General features: G+C 71.2%; 18 protein-coding genes. 17 read left to right on the plus strand and 1 reads right to left on the minus strand.

Annotation, left to right across the window (positions count from 1 at the left end; genetic code table 11):
* Positions 1 to 31 precede the first annotated feature (31 nt).
* The 13 genes from GEV10_01035 (at position 32) to GEV10_01095 (ending at position 11,923) form a co-directional block, all read left to right on the plus strand.
* The gene (locus GEV10_01035) at positions 32 to 421 is read left to right on the plus strand and encodes a hypothetical protein (GenBank protein MQA77062.1); all 390 of its coding nucleotides are present in this window, start codon (positions 32 to 34) and stop codon (positions 419 to 421) included.
* Complete coding sequence (locus tag GEV10_01040) at positions 418 to 711, plus strand: hypothetical protein (GenBank protein ID MQA77063.1); 294 nt, start codon at positions 418 to 420, stop codon at positions 709 to 711. The genes GEV10_01035 and GEV10_01040 overlap by 4 nt, the downstream gene beginning before the upstream one ends.
* A 202-nt stretch (positions 712 to 913) precedes the next feature.
* Positions 914 to 1,087 carry a Trm112 family protein gene (locus tag GEV10_01045; protein ID MQA77064.1) on the plus strand — a complete coding sequence of 58 codons (174 nt, stop codon included), beginning with the start codon at positions 914 to 916 and terminating at the stop codon, positions 1,085 to 1,087.
* Positions 1,084 to 2,226 carry a mannose-6-phosphate isomerase gene (locus GEV10_01050; GenBank protein ID MQA77065.1) on the plus strand — a complete coding sequence of 381 codons (1,143 nt, stop codon included), beginning with the start codon at positions 1,084 to 1,086 and terminating at the stop codon, positions 2,224 to 2,226. The genes GEV10_01045 and GEV10_01050 overlap by 4 nt, the downstream gene beginning before the upstream one ends.
* Positions 2,227 to 2,260: 34 nt before the next feature.
* The gene (locus GEV10_01055; GenBank protein MQA77066.1) at positions 2,261 to 3,223 is read left to right on the plus strand and encodes a cation diffusion facilitator family transporter; all 963 of its coding nucleotides are present in this window, start codon (positions 2,261 to 2,263) and stop codon (positions 3,221 to 3,223) included.
* Positions 3,223 to 4,482, plus strand: a complete 1,260-nt coding sequence (gene manA / locus GEV10_01060) for a mannose-6-phosphate isomerase, class I (GenBank protein ID MQA77067.1) — start codon at positions 3,223 to 3,225, stop codon at positions 4,480 to 4,482. Before GEV10_01055 ends, manA begins: the two co-directional genes overlap by 1 nt.
* A 3-nt stretch (positions 4,483 to 4,485) precedes the next feature.
* A complete protein-coding gene (locus GEV10_01065; GenBank protein ID MQA77068.1) occupies positions 4,486 to 5,799 on the plus strand; it encodes a hypothetical protein in 1,314 nt (437 codons plus the stop codon).
* A 13-nt stretch (positions 5,800 to 5,812) separates the two neighbouring features.
* The gene (locus tag GEV10_01070) at positions 5,813 to 6,931 is read left to right on the plus strand and encodes a hypothetical protein (protein MQA77069.1); all 1,119 of its coding nucleotides are present in this window, start codon (positions 5,813 to 5,815) and stop codon (positions 6,929 to 6,931) included.
* A gap of 5 nt (positions 6,932 to 6,936) precedes the next feature.
* Positions 6,937 to 8,130, plus strand: a complete 1,194-nt coding sequence (gene fahA, locus GEV10_01075; protein ID MQA77070.1) for a fumarylacetoacetase — start codon at positions 6,937 to 6,939, stop codon at positions 8,128 to 8,130.
* A gap of 202 nt (positions 8,131 to 8,332) precedes the next feature.
* Positions 8,333 to 8,710, plus strand: coding sequence for a hypothetical protein (locus GEV10_01080; GenBank protein MQA77071.1), 378 nt, complete (start codon positions 8,333 to 8,335; stop codon positions 8,708 to 8,710).
* A gap of 58 nt (positions 8,711 to 8,768) precedes the next feature.
* Entirely contained in the window at positions 8,769 to 9,146 is a 378-nt protein-coding gene (locus tag GEV10_01085; GenBank protein MQA77072.1) for a MerR family transcriptional regulator, read from the plus strand.
* A complete protein-coding gene (locus tag GEV10_01090) occupies positions 9,143 to 10,576 on the plus strand; it encodes an adenosylhomocysteinase (protein MQA77073.1) in 1,434 nt (477 codons plus the stop codon). Before GEV10_01085 ends, GEV10_01090 begins: the two co-directional genes overlap by 4 nt.
* Before the next feature lie 66 nt (positions 10,577 to 10,642).
* Positions 10,643 to 11,923: an adenosylhomocysteinase gene (locus GEV10_01095; GenBank protein ID MQA77074.1), complete on the plus strand. Its 1,281-nt coding sequence runs from the start codon at positions 10,643 to 10,645 to the stop codon at positions 11,921 to 11,923.
* Here GEV10_01095 and GEV10_01100 read toward each other — a convergent pair.
* Positions 11,920 to 12,756: an RDD family protein gene (locus tag GEV10_01100; protein ID MQA77075.1), complete on the minus strand. Its 837-nt coding sequence runs from the start codon at positions 12,754 to 12,756 to the stop codon at positions 11,920 to 11,922. The genes GEV10_01095 and GEV10_01100 overlap by 4 nt on opposite strands.
* On the opposite strand from GEV10_01100, the gene GEV10_01105 reads away from it, so the two are divergent.
* The 4 genes from GEV10_01105 to GEV10_01120 all read left to right on the plus strand — a co-directional run bounded on the left by GEV10_01105 (position 12,727) and on the right by GEV10_01120 (position 15,566).
* Positions 12,727 to 13,728, plus strand: a complete 1,002-nt coding sequence (locus GEV10_01105) for a stage II sporulation protein M (protein MQA77076.1) — start codon at positions 12,727 to 12,729, stop codon at positions 13,726 to 13,728. The genes GEV10_01100 and GEV10_01105 overlap by 30 nt on opposite strands.
* A 62-nt stretch (positions 13,729 to 13,790) precedes the next feature.
* Positions 13,791 to 14,564 carry a glutathione S-transferase family protein gene (locus GEV10_01110; GenBank protein ID MQA77077.1) on the plus strand — a complete coding sequence of 258 codons (774 nt, stop codon included), beginning with the start codon at positions 13,791 to 13,793 and terminating at the stop codon, positions 14,562 to 14,564.
* Positions 14,528 to 15,022, plus strand: coding sequence for a DUF3592 domain-containing protein (locus GEV10_01115; GenBank protein MQA77078.1), 495 nt, complete (start codon positions 14,528 to 14,530; stop codon positions 15,020 to 15,022). Before GEV10_01110 ends, GEV10_01115 begins: the two co-directional genes overlap by 37 nt.
* Positions 15,015 to 15,566, plus strand: a complete 552-nt coding sequence (locus GEV10_01120; GenBank protein ID MQA77079.1) for a hypothetical protein — start codon at positions 15,015 to 15,017, stop codon at positions 15,564 to 15,566. The genes GEV10_01115 and GEV10_01120 overlap by 8 nt, the downstream gene beginning before the upstream one ends.
* Positions 15,567 to 15,669 lie beyond the last annotated feature (103 nt).

Consider the following 15,669-nt stretch of genomic DNA (forward strand, 5'->3'; position numbering starts at 1 on the left):
ATACAGAACCTCGTCGAGCGCAGCGGGTCCCATGACGGGATGGGAAGCGGCACATGCATTCGGTCACCGACCGAACCTGGCGTTGCTGCACCTACCCGACAAGCGACTGGCCCACATCCTCGACGGTGACCAGTACGGCGGTGGTCACCGGCACGGTACCGGGATCCCTGGTAAGTCCGAGTTTCCAGCGACCTGGAGCGACCAGACTGCCGCCTCGTTCATCAGGGCCACGGCCCGTGCACCGCAAAGGGTCGTCTACACCGCGGCTCGAGGACGTCGCGTGGAGCAGTGGCGTTGCGAACGCGAGTGGGACGGCGTCGTCGTTGTGTCGATCGTGCATGGTGATGGACACGTGCACACTGCATGGCCGTTGCCGGGTGGGCGTGGGGTCGTGGACAACCCGAGAGGAATCGAAGGATGAGCGAGTACGCGACTAGCAGCCCGGAGTTCATCTCGGCCGTCGACGCGTTACCTGAGACGTTCGCGACACGCCTCGACGACGAGAGCCTCTATGTCGTGCGTACCGCGTTCCAGGCGGGTGAATGGGGCGAGGGACTGGAGGAGCTCGTCGTCCGCCTCGCGCACCGCGAGTCGGTGGTCACGAGTGCTGAACGGGATCAGCTCGCGGCCCTGTACGGGACAGCCGGTCTGAGCGCGGACCTACTCGATGAGCTGACGATCGAGGACGTTTCGCGGGGCTTCCCCCCGTGATTCCGGGGTTACCTCATGCTGCAGCTGGTGGGAACCCCCGAATCGCGAGGTGCAGAGCTGTACGGAGGTGATGAGCCCGGCCGCATCCCTGACTGGCCCCTGACCGGCCGCTCCTCGCCGGCTGACCGGACGGCCGGGGTCGATGCGCGCCTGTGACCGGGCGCTGGTTACCGTGTGCGAGGCGAGGGAAAGGACCACGACGGTGACGCTCGATCCGTGGCTGTTGGACGTGTTGGCATGCCCGGCCTGCAAGGCGCCGTTGCGTGCCCTCGACGAGACCGGGGAGCTCGCGTGTACGAGCGAGACCTGCGGCCTGGTCTACCCGGTGCGTGACGACGTGCCCGTGCTGCTGGTCGACGAGGCGCGCCGACCGTGACCGTGCAGATCGACGAGTCGGTGCTCGACGACCCCGAGCGGTTGGCCGATGCCGATCCTGGGGCGATGCTCCGCGTGGTCGCGGGATCGGGAGCGCAGGTGCGTGAGGCGTCCGCGCTGGCGATGGAGGCAGGCGTCGACCGGCTCGCGAACGAGGGACCGTCGCGCAGCTGCATCCTCACCGGCATCGGGAGCTCGTCCGCTCCCGTGGCGCTCGTTCGTGCCGTCGTCGGCGACGACGCGCCGCTGCCGCTGATCACGCATCCCGGTGGTCGGCTGCCGCGCTGGGTCGGGCCGCTCGACACGGTGTTCGCGGTGTCGCGTTCCGGTACGGCGATCGAGACGCTGCAGGCGGTCGAGGACGCGGGCCGGCGCGGCTGCGGGCTCGTCGTCGTCGCGCGTCCAGGGTCGCCGCTTGAGGAGCTGGCCAGGCGCTTCCGCGGCCTGTTCGTCGCGGCAGACCGGACGCCGCGGCACACCAGGTCCAGCCTGTGGCACCTGGCGGTCCCGCTGCTGATGGCCGCCGACCGGCTCGGCGTCACCAGCGTGCCGGGCGAGATCCTCGCGACGACCGCCGACATCCTCGACCGCGTGGCCGAGGGCTGCCGCCCGGACAGCGAGTCGTTCGTCAACCCGGCCAAGAAGCTCGCCGTCGACCTCGCCGGCAGCCTTCCCGTGGTGTGGGGCAGCGGCGAGGTGGGCGCGTTCGCCGCCGAACGCTTCGTCCGGCAGCTCGCCGCCAACGCCAAGTACCCGGGCGTGCAGTCGCGGCTGCGCGACGTCGCCCACGGCGGGGTCGCCCTGCTCGACGGACCGTTCGCCAGGCGCTCCGACGCCGACATGTTCCGCGACCGCGTCGACGACGACGGCGACACCGAGATGCGCATCCGACTGGTGCTGCTGCGCGACGACGCCGAGCCCGAGGACGACCGGCAGCGTCGCGCCGCCGCCGGCGTGCTCGCCGACGCGCGCGGCGTGCCCGTCCACGAGGTCGCGGCCGAGGGGTTGCATCCGCTGGAGCGGCTGGGCAGCCTCGTCGGGCTGACCGACTTCGTCACCGTCTACCTGGCGCTCTGCGTCGGCGTCGACCCCACGCCGACGCGCGCCGTGCTCGAGCTCAAGGACCGGGTGCGGCAATGACCGACACACTGAGGCGGACCACGGGAGCGGGCTGATGGCGGCAGGCGGCGGTACCAAGGCGATCGTGGCGGCCCTGCTCGCCAACCTGGGCATCGCGGTGAGCAAGTTCGTGGCGTTCGGGTTCACCATGTCGTCGTCGCTGCTGGCGGAGGGGATCCACTCCTGCGCCGACTCGGGCAACCAGGCCCTGCTGCTGCTCGGTGGCAAGCGCGCCAAGCGTGACGCGGACGAGCAGCACCCGTTCGGGTACGGGCGCGAGCGCTACATCTACGCGTTCGTCGTGTCGATCGTGCTGTTCAGCCTCGGCGGTCTCTTCGCCCTGTACGAGGGCTACCACAAGATCCACGAGGCGCTCGAGCATCCGGGCCCGATGGAGCACTGGTACTGGGCCGTGGGCGTCCTGTCGGTCGCGATCGTCCTCGAGTCGTTCTCGTTCCGCACCGCGATCGTCGAGTCCAACCACGTCAGGGGCAGGGCGACCTGGGTGCAGTTCGTCCGTCGCGCCAAGGCGCCTGAGCTCCCGGTCGTGCTGCTCGAGGACCTCGGCGCGCTCGTCGGCCTGGTCCTCGCGCTGCTGGGCGTCGTGGCCTCGGTGGTCACCGGCAACACGGTCTTCGACGGCATCGGCACCCTCTGCATCGGCGTGCTGCTCGTGGTCATCGCGGTCATCCTCGCGATCGAGACCAAGAGCCTGCTGCTCGGCGAGTCGGCGACCGCCGACCAGGTGCGGGCGATCCGCGCCGCGATCGAGACCGAGTCGACGGTCGACCGCGTCATCCACCTGCGCACCCTGCACCTCGGTCCCGAGGAGCTGCTCGTCGCGGCCAAGGTGGCCATCGGCTCCGACCAGTCGGCGTCCGACATCGCCGAGGCGATCGACGCCGCGGAGGCACGTATCCGCGAGGCGGTGCCGGTCACCACCGTGATCTACATCGAGCCCGACCTCGACCGCACGCCGTCTCCGGCCGCACCGGCGAAGGACAGCGCCGCGCCGTGATCGTGGAGCTGGCGAACCCGGTCCAGCCGTATCCCTGGGGTTCGCGTACGGTCATCGCCGAGCTGCTCGGCGAGCCCGTTCCGGCACCTGGGCCGCAGGCCGAGCTCTGGCTCGGCGCGCATCCCCGGGCGCCGTCGCGGGTCGGCGGCATCGCGCTGTCCGAGGTGATCGCCGACGACCCCGGGTCGACGCTCGGCGCCGCGGTGACGGCCGAGTTCGGGCCGCGGCTGCCGTTCCTGCTCAAGGTGCTCGCCGCGGACTCGCCGCTGTCGCTGCAGGTGCATCCGTCGCCCGCACAGGCGCGCGAGGGGTACGCGGGCGAGGAGGCGGCGGGCGTGCCCGTCGACGCCGACCACCGCAACTACCGCGACGACTGGCCCAAGCCGGAGCTCATCTGCGCGTTGACCGACTTCGATGGCCTGTGCGGGTTCCGCGATCCGGAGTCGTCGCGCCGGCTGTTCGAGCTGCTGGTACGCCACGGCGCGCGCGTCCTGCGCCCGTACGCGGACGCGCTCGAGCCAGGTGCGGACCTCGGCGCGCTCGTCGCCCGGCTGCTCACGGCGGATCCCGCGCACGCGGACGCGCTCGTGACCGAGGTCGCGCGGGCGTCCGCCTCCGTGTCCGAGTCGGGCGAGGCGGACCTCGCCTGGGCCGTCGACCTCGCGGCCGCGTACCCGGGCGACCCGGGCGTCGTGGTGGCGCTGCTGCTCCACCACGTCAGGCTGGCGCCAGGGGAGGCCCTGTACCTGCCGGCGGGCAACCTGCACGCGTACCTGCACGGCGCGGGCGTCGAGGTCATGGCCGCGTCCGACAACGTCCTCCGCGGCGGGCTCACGGGCAAGCACATCGACGTGCCGGAGCTGCTGCGCGTGCTCGACGCCCGGCCCGTCGACGTCGACGTGCTCCGCCCGCGGGTGGACGGGGCCGAGGCCGTCTACGACACCGCGGCGCGGCACTTCCGGCTGTCGTGCATCGACGTGTCGGCGGAGCCGGTCACGCTGCCGGGCGGTGGGCCGCAGATCCTGCTGTGCGTCGCCGGCACCGCCGAGGTCCGCGCCGGTGACGAGCACGTCACGTTACGCGGCGGTCGCGCAGCGTTCGTCGGGGCGGCGACCGCGTGTGCGGTCCTGTCCGGCTCGGGCCGCGTCTACCGGGCGACCGTGGGGCACGGGGTGACCTTACGAAGCGGCAACGAGACCGGCGAAGGACCCGACGGCGCGGCGGCGCACGGTAGCGTACCGCCGGGGAGGGGCAACTAGACGATGAGTGCGTTCGATCTGTGGCCGTTCGAGAACGTCCGGTCGGTGGGACGACGCGGCGAGCTCGAGGTCCTCGAGGGCACCTCGCCCGACGGTCTGCCGGTGACGATCACGCGGGTCGCGCCCGGCGCGGCCCAGGACAGCGCGACGCGGCGGCGGTTCCGTGACGCCGTCGAGGCGGCCACCCGGCAGGCCGGTCCCGACGACCCGCCGATCATGTGGGCCGACACGTCCACCCTCGTGCCCTGGGCGGCGACGTACGACGACGTCGCGCACCGCGGGGCGGACGTCATCGGCGGCATCTTCGAGTCCGGTGCCGGCGCACCGGCGGAGCCGGCCGGGCCGGGGCGGAGCGTCCACCACCCCACCTCGTTCGGCGAGAAGAGCGTTCCCGCCCTCGACGAGTTCGACTCGGTCGCGCACCAGACCGGCCACGACACCGGTCCCGGCCTGCCGCCCCCGCCGGGCTACGGCCCTGTGCACCATCCATCCGATCCCGGCCGCGGTCCCGCCGGGCCGCCGCCGATGCCCGGCCCGCCCGCACCGGCCCCGCCGGGTGGTCCCGGACGCGGTCCGCTCTACGTCGGCCTGGGGGTCGCCGGCATCGTGGTGGTCGCGCTCCTCGGCACCCTGATCTCGTTCGGCCTCACCCGTGACCGCGACGTCTCGGCCGAGCCGGGCTCGACGCCGTCGTCGTCCACGTCGATCCCGGCCACCGCGCCATCGACGCAGTTCTCCACCGGTCCTGGCTCGCCGTCGCCGACGCTGTCGGGCACCCCCACGGGCACGCCGAGCCAGGTGAAGCCGACGCTGAAGAACCGCAAGGCGGTCGCCGTCTACGGCTCCACCTGGAAGTCGAGCGACAAGACCTTCACGATGGCGTTCACGCACCTGGGCTGGGCGTTCCGCGCGCCGAGCGACTGGGACTGCCTGGTCACGAAGAACTCGCCGAGCAAGAAGCAGATCAACTGCACGAAGCTGGGCGCGCCCGACGACTCGTCGCGGCGGGTGATCATCGTCGACCGGCTGTGCAGCGGTGACTCGTGCAGCGCGTTCGAGCGGAAGAGAGCCGAGACCGACCTCTGGGGCAAGCGGCCGAAGCTGAAGAAGAAGGACTCCACGACCAAGTTCCTCGCCGGCACCTTCACCAACACGCAGAACAAGAAGAAGTACTTCGGTTACTACATGGGCCACTACTACAAGAACTCCTCGGGCAAGCTCAACCGGCACGTTCTCGCGTACGGCGACGGCCCGGTCGGCAGCATCGGCACCCAGGTCCAGAAGACCATCAACGACATCCGCACGCAGTCCGGCTAGGGAACGGCGGCACATGCACGACGGCTCGTGGCCGTTCACCGACGTGCGTACGGTCGGGCGCCGAGGCGACCTCCTCGTGCTGGAGGGCACCGCCCCCGACGGCGTGCCGGTGACGATCACGCGGCTGGCTCCCGGCCCGGCCACCGACCCCGCCACGCACCGCCGCTTCCACGAGGCGGTCGAGGAGATGCGGCGCCGCACGGGTCCCGGCGACCCGCCGATCACATGGTGGGACACCAGGACACTGTCGCCGTGGATCGCCACGTACGCGGACACGTCGCACCGGGGTGCCGACCAGCTCGCCGGCTACTTCGCGCCGTCACACGCGCCGGGCCGGTACCCGCCGCCACCGGCGTACACGCCCGCTCCGGCCGGGCCGGCACCCGACGCCGCCCTCGCGAGCGTGGGCCGCCGATTCCTGCCGCGGATCATCGCCGCCGGCGCCGCCGTCGTGGTGCTCGTCATGACCCTCGCGGTCGTGGGTGCGGTGGTGCGCAGCGGGAGCGAGGCGACACCGTCGGAGAGCTCGACGCTGGCGGGCGTCCCGACCGGCTACCCGACCTCGTCGAGCAGCCCGAGCATGACCACCGGCGGCCCGACCGCCACTCCCGCGCCCAAGCCGACGCTGCGCAGGGTCAAGCCGAAGGCGGTGTACGGACCGACCTGGAAGTCGGGCGACGACACCTACACGATGGCCTTCGCCGGCGACGACTACGCGTTCCGCGCACCGGGTGACTTCGACTGCTTCCGCGCGGGCGCCACGTCGCGCGACACGTACATCCGCTGCACCAAGCTGCTCGCCGTGCCCGAGGAGTCCAGGCGTCTCACCGTGATCAACCAGGTCTGCGCGAAGACGACCTGCACCTCGACGGAGTGGAAGTCGATGGTGCGGCGGCTCGGCGTCGCGCCGAAGAAGTGGAAGACCAAGGACAAGACGACGAGGTACGCGGTCGAGACGTTCAGGAACGAGCAGAACGGCGAGAAGTACTTCAGGTACTACCTCAGCCACACCTACCCGGACGACGACGGGAAGCTCGGCAGGCACGTGAGCGCGGTCGCCGAGACGCCCGTGGGGAAGTACGCCGGGCAGCTGCAGAAGACCGTCAACGACATCCGTACCCAGTCGGGGTGAGCGTCGTGGAGACCTGGGCGCCGGTGCCGCCCGACAGTCCGTTCGGCCTCGCGACCCTGCCGTACGGCGTCTTCGCGCCGCACGACCGCGCGCCCCGCGCCGGCGTCCGCGTGGGCGACCACGTGCTCGACCTGGCGACGGCGCTCGACGACCCGGTGTTCGACGCGCCGACGCTGAACGGCTTCCTCGCCCAGGGCCCCGCGCGGTGGGCGGAGGTCCGTGACCGGCTCACCCGCCTGCTGAGCGACGAGCGGCACCGGCTCGACGTCGAGCCGGCCCTCTACCCGCTCGACCGAGTGGCGCTGCGGTTGCCGGTCGAGGTCGCCGACTACGTCGACTTCTACGCCAGCGAGCACCATGCGGCCAACCTCGGGCGCATCCTGCGGCCCGGTACCGAGCCACTGACCCCGAACTGGAAGCACCTGCCGATCGGCTACCACGGACGCGCGGGAACGATCGTCGTGAGCGGCACCGACGTCCACCGGCCGTGCGGGCAGCTCAAGCCGCCGGACGCCGCGCGACCGGAGCTCGGTCCCTCGCAGCGCCTCGACATCGAGGTCGAGGTCGGCTTCGTCGTCGGCGTGCCGTCCGCGCCCGGGCGACCCGTTGGCGTCGCCGACTTCGCCGACCACGTCTTCGGTGTCTGCCTCGTCAACGACTGGTCGGCCCGCGACATCCAGGCGTGGGAGTACGTGCCGCTGGGGCCGTTCCTCGGCAAGTCGTTCGCCACCTCGGTGTCGCCGTGGCTCGTGCCGCTCGCGGCCCTCGACCACGCGCGGATCGCGCCACCCGCACGCGACCCCGAGCCGCTGCCGTACCTGCGTGACGCCGACGACTGGGGTCTCGACCTGCGGCTGGAGGCGAGCCTCAACGGGCAGCCGCTGTCGCGCCCGTCGTACGCGGCGATGTACTGGACGCCCGCGCAGATGCTCGCCCACCTGACGGTCAACGGCGCCTCCCTGCGCACCGGCGACCTGTACGCCTCGGGCACGGTCTCGGGACCCGAGCCGGCGCAGTGGGGCTCGCTGGTCGAGCTGTCACGCGGCGGCAGCGAGCCGGTCGAGCTGCGCGACGGCACGCGACGGTCCTTCCTCGAGGACGGCGACGAGGTCACCATCACCGCCACCGCGCCGGGCCCGGACGGGCAGGTCATCGGCCTCGGCGAGGTCACCGGCCGCATCCTCCCGCCGAACGTCTAGACCGGGTTGACTTTGACATAAAGATGGGCTAGACGTAGCCTGTGGCCAAGCCGATGAAGACCCGGGAAGTCGACCGGGCACTGCGCGGGAACGGGTGCACCGTGAAGAGCGACGGCGGTCCACACACCACGTGGGCCTGCCCTTGCGGCATGCACACTGCCGACATCCAGCGGATGATCTGCCTGCCGAAGGGATGGCTGCAATGAGCACCTACCGCGTGCGCGCCGTACGGTGGGAGCACGGCTGGGAACTCCACGTCGACGGCGTCGGCGTCACTCAGTCTCACGGGCTCGGTGACGCTGAGATGATGGCTCGCGACCTCATCCACCGCCGTTGCGACATCCCCGTCGACGGCTTCGACCTTGACATCACGCCAGAGGTCGGTGACGGCCTCGATGACGAGGTCCGCGCCGCACGCGAGGAGGTCGCCGCCGCCGACGCCGCTCAACGTCGCGCCGCGGCCCGGTCACGCGCCATCGCCCGGCGGATGAAGGAACAGGGGATGTCCGGTCGTGACATCGCCGTCGTGTTGGGTGTATCGCCGCAGCGCGTGTCGCAGCTGACGCGTAAGGCCGGTTGACTCGGACCCTGCCAGGCGCCGGACGACCTTGACACGGTAGTGGTAAGGTTTCGTCGCGATGGACGGGCTGACGATCGCGGAGGCGGCGGCGACCACGGGGTGGTCGGCGCGCATGCTCCGGTACATCGAGGATGCGGGGCTGGTCGCCCCGCAGCGCTCGGCGTCCGGGTACCGCCTCTACGGTCCCGAGCAGCTGCAACGGCTGCGCACGCTGCGCGAGCTGCTGCAGGAGTTTGACATCGGGCTGTCCGAGATGGGCTTCGCCCGCCGGCTCCGTACGGAGGAGCCGCTGCGGACGTCCGTCGAGGAATGGCTCGCCGCGACACCCGCCCGGCCGGTCCACGTGGACGCGTCGGACTGGCTTCGCTGGGAACAGGACAAGCACGAGAAACTGCTGGCCACGGCGCCGGCCGTACCCGAGGAGCACAACAGATGACGGTTGACCACAAGGTCAAGGATCTCTCGCTCGCCGCCGCCGGGCGCAAGCAGATCGATCTCGCCGAGCACGAGATGCCCGGCCTGATGGCCATGCGAGAGCAGTTCGGCGAGAGCAAGCCGCTCGCCGGCGCGCGCATCACCGGCTCGCTGCACATGACGGTGCAGACGGCCGTCCTCATCGAGACGCTCGTCGAGCTCGGTGCGCAGGTGCGGTGGGCGAGCTGCAACATCTTCTCCACCCAGGATGAGGCGGCGTCGGCCGTCGTCGTCGGACCGAACGGCACGGTCGAGAACCCGGCCGGCGTGCCCGTCTTCGCCTGGAAGGGCGAGACGCTGCAGGAGTACTGGTGGTGCACCGACCAGGCCCTCACCTGGTCGGACGGCCTGCCCAACATGATCCTCGACGACGGCGGCGACGCCACCCTGCTCGTGCACAAGGGCGCCGACTACGAGAAGGCGGGATCGGTCCCCGACCCGTCCACCGCCGACACCGAGGAGTTCCAGGTCGTCCTCGAGCTGCTCACGAAGTCGCTCGGCGAGACCCCGGACAGGTGGACCCGCACGGCCGCCGCGATCAAGGGCGTCACCGAGGAGACCACCACCGGCGTCCACCGGCTGTACGAGATGGCGCGCGACAAGACCCTGCGGTTCCCGGCGATCAACGTCAACGACTCGGTGACCAAGAGCAAGTTCGACAACAAGTACGGCTGCCGCCACTCGCTCGTCGACGGTATCAACCGGGCCACTGACGTGCTCATCGGCGGCAAGGTCGCGGTCGTCGCCGGGTACGGCGACGTCGGCAAGGGCTGCGCCGAGTCGCTGCGCGGCCAGGGCGCGCGGGTGATCGTGACCGAGATCGACCCGATCTGCGCGCTGCAGGCGGCGATGGACGGCTACGAGGTCAAGACCCTCGACGACGTCATCGCCGACGCCGACATCATCATCACCTCGACCGGCTGCTACGACGTCGTGACGGCCGAGCAGATGAGCCGGATGAAGCACCTTGCGATCCTCGGCAACATCGGCCACTTCGACAACGAGATCGACATGGCCGGCCTCGCCCGCCTCCCGGGCGTCACCCGCGAGGTCATCAAGCCGCAGGTCGACCAGTGGACGTTCGCCGACGGGCACTCGATCATCGTGCTGTCCGAGGGCCGGCTGCTCAACCTGGGCAACGCGACCGGGCACCCGAGCTTCGTCATGTCGAACTCGTTCACCAACCAGGTGCTCGCGCAGATCGAGCTGTACACCAAGACCGAGGAGTACCCGCTCGGGGTCTACGTCCTGCCGAAGTACCTCGACGAGCAGGTCGCGCGGCTGCACCTCGACGCGCTCGGCGTCCGCCTGACCGAGCTGAGCAAGGCGCAGGCCGACTACCTCGGCGTGCCCGTGTCCGGCCCGTTCAAGGCCGACCACTACCGCTACTGACCGGCGCGCTGTCCCGGTCCTCGACCCTCGTGGTCGCGGGCCGGGACACCGGCCGTCACCTCTGTCATGGCGACGAAGAGACGTAGCGCGACGCACAGCGTCGCCGACCTCGGGCTGGCGCCGTTCGGCGTGCGCCGGATCGAGTGGGCGGCGCGCGCGATGCCGGTGCTCGAACAGGTGCGTACGCGGTTCGAGGCGGAGCGCCCGTTCGACGGCGTGCGCATCGCGGCCTGCATGCACGTCACCGCCGAGACCGCCCACCTCGTCCGCACGCTCGCGGCGGGTGGTGCCGACGTCGCCCTCTGCGCCGCCAACCCGCTCTCCACGCAGGACGACACCGCCGCAGCACTCGTCCGCGAGTACGGCATCTCCGTCCATGCCGCCGCCGGGGTCGACCGCGACGGCTACTACGCGCACATCGACGCGGCCCTCGACGCCAAGCCCGACCTCGTGCTCGACGACGGCTGCGACCTGACGAGCACCCTGCACGCGCACCGACCCGAGCTGCTCGACCGCGTGCGCGGCGGCTGCGAGGGCACCACGACCGGCGTCGTCCGGCTGCGGCAGATGACGAGGGCCGGCGCGCTGCGCGTCCCGATGCTCGCGGTGAACGACACCCGTACCAAGCGGATGTTCGACAACCGTTACGGCACCGGGCAGTCGACGGTCGACGCGATCATGCGGGCGACGAACATGCTGCTGGCCGGCCGCACCGTCGTGGTCGCCGGCTTCGGCTACTGCGGACGCGGCGTCGCCGAACGCGCGCGCGGTCTCGGCGCCCACGTCGTCGTCACCGAGATCGACCCGATCAAGGCGCTCGACGCCACGATGCAGGGCTACCCGGTCGAGCCGATGGAGGTCGCGGCCGCGCGCGGCGACGTCTTCGTCACGGTGACCGGCAACCGCGACGTCGTCACCGCCGACCACTTCGCGCTGATGAAGGACGGCGCGGTGCTCGCCAACTCCGGGCACTTCGACGTCGAGATCGACGTCCGTGCCCTCCGCGAGCTGGCCGACGACGTCGTCCCCGCCGTCCGCCCGCACGTCGACGAGTACGTCCTGCGCGACGGCAGGCGGCTGCTGCTGATCTCGGAGGGACGTCTCGCCAACCTCGGCGCCGCCGAGGGACACCCGGCGTCGGTCATGGACCTGTCGTTCGCCGGACAGGCGCTCGCCACGGCCTGGCTCGCGGCCAACGCCGACACGCTCGACCCGGGTGTCCACGACGTGCCCGAGGACATCGGCAGGGACGTCGCGGCACTCGCGCTGGAGGCGCTCGGCGTCCGCATCGACGCGCTCACGACGGAGCAACGCCGCTACCTCGGCTCCTGGGAGCACGGCTCCTAACGAAGCGCCGTGGGGCTCCAGCCGGGTTGCATGCGCAGGGCCTCGCGGCGGCGGCGTTCGGCGAGGACGGCGGAGAGGTAGACGTACGGCGGGTACTCCGGGGGTGGCGGGGGGGTGACCCGGCTCGACACCTGGGCGGCGATGCGGCGGCCGAGCTGGTCGGCGATCGCGGGGGTGAAGTCCTCGTACCTGGTGAGGTACTGCCGGGCGGTCAGCGCGAGGTCGTCGTCGAGCAGCGCCAGCTCCAGCGTCGCCGCCCAGGCCTCCGCGCCCTGCGGCATCTCGACCATGAGCCGGCGGCGCCCCGGCGTGCGCTCGCCGATGACCATCGTGCCGGTGAAGACGTCGCCGAGCCGCTTGCCCCGATGGTTCACGAACGACACGATGATCGACAGGAACCCGGCGGTCGCCCAGATCTCGATGACCCCGGTCAGGGCGCGGAAGAGCGCCTGCCGGAACTGTTCCGGCCCGCCGTCGTCGCGGACGACCCGCAGCCCCATGACCCACTTGCCGAACGTCTTGCCCCGCCAGAGGGTCTCGGCGACGGTCGGATAGCCGACGATGATCGTGACGTACAGGACGAGGTAGATCGCGGCCGCTGCGGCGCCGTCGAGGTCGAGTGTCGGCATCAGCCAGAACGTGACGGCGTAGAGCACGAACAGCTGCAGCACCATGTCGATGCACTTGGCCACGCCACGGCTCGCCAGCTTCGCGACACGGATGTCGAGGACGACCGCCTCACCGTTCACCAGCTCGGACACCGTGCACCCCCTCCGTCGTCGGCAACAGGTTACTGTGCTGACGTGGATCTGGACGTCTTCGTGTCGATGCATGCGCAGGAGTGGCGCCGGCTCGAGGAGCTCGTCAAGCGCCGCCGCCGGCTGACCGGCGCCGAGGCCGACGAGCTGGTGGAGCTCTACCAGCGAGTGAGCACCCAGCTGTCCGCGGTGCGGTCCAGCTCACCCGACCCCGGCCTGCTCACGAAGCTCTCCACGCTCGTCGCGCGCGCCAGGTCGGCGATCACCGGTGCGCACACGCCGGCGTGGCGCGACCTGCTGCGGTTCGTGCTCGTGGTGTTCCCGACCGTGGCCTACCGCTACCGGTGGTGGTGGCTGATCGCGGGCGCGGGCACGCTCCTCGTCAGCACCGTCACCGCCGCGTGGCTCGTCGCCAACCCCGACCTCCTCACCGAGCTCGCCCCGCCGGCGTACCTGAAGGAGTACGCGGAGGAGGACTTCGCGTCCTACTACGGCGAGTACGGCGCGAGCAGTTTCGCCGGCCGGGTGTGGACCAACAACGTCTGGGTGTCGGCGCAGGCACTCGCGTACGGCATCATGCTCGGCGTCCCGACGGCGTACGTGCTGTGGATGAACGCCGTCAACCTCGGTATCTCCGCGGCCATCATGATCGTGTACGGCAAGGCGGAGCTGTTCTTCGGCCTCATCACGCCGCACGGCCTGCTCGAGCTCACCGCGGTGTTCCTCGCGGGTGGCGCCGGCCTGAAGCTCGGCTGGACCATCATCTCGCCCGGCCCTCGCCGCCGGCTCGAGGCGCTCGCCGCCGAGGGACGCGCGGCCGTCAGCGTCGCGCTCGGCCTCGTCGGCGTCCTGCTGGTCGCCGGCATCGTGGAGGCGTTCGTCACGCCTTCGGGGCTGCCGACATGGGCGCGCATCGCCATCGGTGTCGTCGTCGAGGTCGCGTTCCTCACCTACGTGTTCACGCTCGGCCGCCGCGCGGCCCGTGCGGGTGAGACCGGTGACCTGATGAGAGGCGAACGCGACGACGTCCTGCCCAGTGCGGGCTGAAAAGCCGGGTCTCCGGTGCCTGTCGGCATAGGGTCGGGATCGTGACGAACGTGCAGCGCGAGATGACCCGCCGCGGCGAGTGGGCGAGGCAGGCGAACAGGTTCACCGACCGCATCATGGCGGACGGTTCGACGGCGTGGCCGGTGGAGCCGGGACGTTACCGGCTCGTCGTGTCGCTCGCGTGTCCGTGGGCCCACCGCTCGATCATCGTGCGCCGCCTCCTCGGGCTCGAGGAGGCGATCGGGCTGGCGGTCGTCGACACCGTCACCGGCCTGGTGGTCACCAACGACTTCCCGCAGATCTCGCTCGACCTCAGCACGCAGTGGCGTGCGCACGCGCGGCCCGACGCCCCCGACCTGTACCCGGCCGAGCTGCGCGACGAGATCGACGACGTCAGCACCGGGGTCTACGCCGACGTCAACAACGGTGTCTACAAGGCCGGCATCGCGACGTCGCAGGACGTGTACGAGGCCGCGTTCGAGGCGCTCTTCGCGCGGCTCGACCGGCTCTCCGAACGCCTCGCCACGCGCCGCTACCTCGTCGGTCGTGCGATCAGCGAGGCCGACGTCCGGTTGTTCGTCACGCTGGTGCGCTTCGACGCCGTCTACCACGGGCACTTCAAGTGCAACCGGCACAAGCTCACCGAGATGCCGGTGCTCTGGGCGTACGCGCGTGATCTCTACCAGACGCCGGGCTTCGGCGAGACGGTCGACTTCGACCACATCAAACGGCACTACTACGTGACACACCCGCAGATCAACCCGAGCGGCGTCGTGCCCGTCGGCCCCGATCCGGCTGGATGGACCACTCCGCACGGCAGGGAGGGGCTGCGGTGAACGGCGGGCAGATCACCGGCCTGGTGCTCACCCTGGTGGGCGTGGTGGCGGCCGTCGTGATGTTCCTGGTCTGGCGTCAGCAGCGGGCGTTCTGGCAGCGTGCCCGGCCGGCGGAGGCCACGGTCGTCGGCCATCAGCAACGCCGGCACCGGGAGACCTCCCGCAGTTCCGGCGACAGCGGTTCCCGGACGACCTACCGCTACTACCACGCGCTCCACCCGGCCTTCGCCTTCCGCACGGCGGAGGGCCTCGACGTGCAGACGGTGTCGGGCACGGGTGCCCGCGGGTATCCCAGGTACCACAGCGGGCAGCGGGTGCGGGTGAGCTACGACCCGCAGTCGCCCGATGACGTCTCGACGGGCAAGGGCGGCGAGGTCCCCGTCTTCCGCACGGTCATGCTGGCCGGCGTGGCGCTCGCGGTCGTCGGTCTCGTCGTGGTGGTGTTGACCAGTGTCTGAGCAGGAGACCAGGCCGGGGACCGGCACGCTGACGCAGCGGCTCGTGGCGGCGTCCGCGGACACACCGTACGACGTGCAGCCCACCCCCACCGGCTTCGTCGTGCGGCTCGACCTCGCCGACGAGCGCTGGTGGGAGTTGATGCACCGCTACGACGTCCGTCGCGCGTTCGTGATCGACGCGAGGGTCGACGAGGAGTCGGGCACGGTCGAGACGACGACCACGCTGTTCGGAGTCGCCTGGCAGTCCGGTGCGCAGGGCCGAGAGGTGCCGGTCGTGGCCACCGCGGGCACGGTGCTGGAGAAGGAGTTCGGCCACGAGGGTCGGGTGGTCGAGTTCGGCGATGCCGACAACGGCGCGATCCACAGCTGCTCGGCCGTCGAGGCCGCCGGCTGGATCTGGCGCGAGGTGACCGGTGCCGGCCTGACCAAGAAGAGGACCACGGCGCAGAAGATCGGCTTCGTCGTCGCGGTCGTGGCCGCGGTGATCGGCGGCCTCGGCGCGATCGCCGTGCTGGTGGGCCTGCTGGTGACGCGGGTCTTCTGACCAACCCGCCCCTGGCGTTCACCTCGTCGTCGCATCCCCGTCGCGTGGATCGGGCAGCCTTCCCCTCCCAGCCGTGGACGACCGAGGGAGCAGCAGATCACCG

This window comes from Streptosporangiales bacterium (assembly GCA_009379955.1).
GTDB lineage: Bacteria > Actinomycetota > Actinomycetes > Streptosporangiales > WHST01 > WHST01.

Coding starts and splice junctions, on each gene's coding strand:
- GEV10_01080 (MQA77071.1), top strand. CDS start 8,333: ATGAGCACCTACCGCGTGCGCGCCGTACGGTGGGAGCACGGCTGGGAA.
- GEV10_01110 (MQA77077.1), top strand. CDS start 13,791: ATGACCCGCCGCGGCGAGTGGGCGAGGCAGGCGAACAGGTTCACCGAC.
- GEV10_01115 (MQA77078.1), top strand. CDS start 14,528: ATGGACCACTCCGCACGGCAGGGAGGGGCTGCGGTGAACGGCGGGCAG.
- GEV10_01055 (MQA77066.1), top strand. CDS start 2,261: ATGGCGGCAGGCGGCGGTACCAAGGCGATCGTGGCGGCCCTGCTCGCC.
- GEV10_01035 (MQA77062.1), top strand. CDS start 32: ATGACGGGATGGGAAGCGGCACATGCATTCGGTCACCGACCGAACCTG.
- GEV10_01065 (MQA77068.1), top strand. CDS start 4,486: ATGAGTGCGTTCGATCTGTGGCCGTTCGAGAACGTCCGGTCGGTGGGA.
- GEV10_01100 (MQA77075.1), bottom strand. CDS start 12,756: ATGCATCGACACGAAGACGTCCAGATCCACGTCAGCACAGTAACCTGT.
- GEV10_01085 (MQA77072.1), top strand. CDS start 8,769: ATGGACGGGCTGACGATCGCGGAGGCGGCGGCGACCACGGGGTGGTCG.
- GEV10_01040 (MQA77063.1), top strand. CDS start 418: ATGAGCGAGTACGCGACTAGCAGCCCGGAGTTCATCTCGGCCGTCGAC.
- GEV10_01090 (MQA77073.1), top strand. CDS start 9,143: ATGACGGTTGACCACAAGGTCAAGGATCTCTCGCTCGCCGCCGCCGGG.
- GEV10_01095 (MQA77074.1), top strand. CDS start 10,643: ATGGCGACGAAGAGACGTAGCGCGACGCACAGCGTCGCCGACCTCGGG.
- GEV10_01070 (MQA77069.1), top strand. CDS start 5,813: ATGCACGACGGCTCGTGGCCGTTCACCGACGTGCGTACGGTCGGGCGC.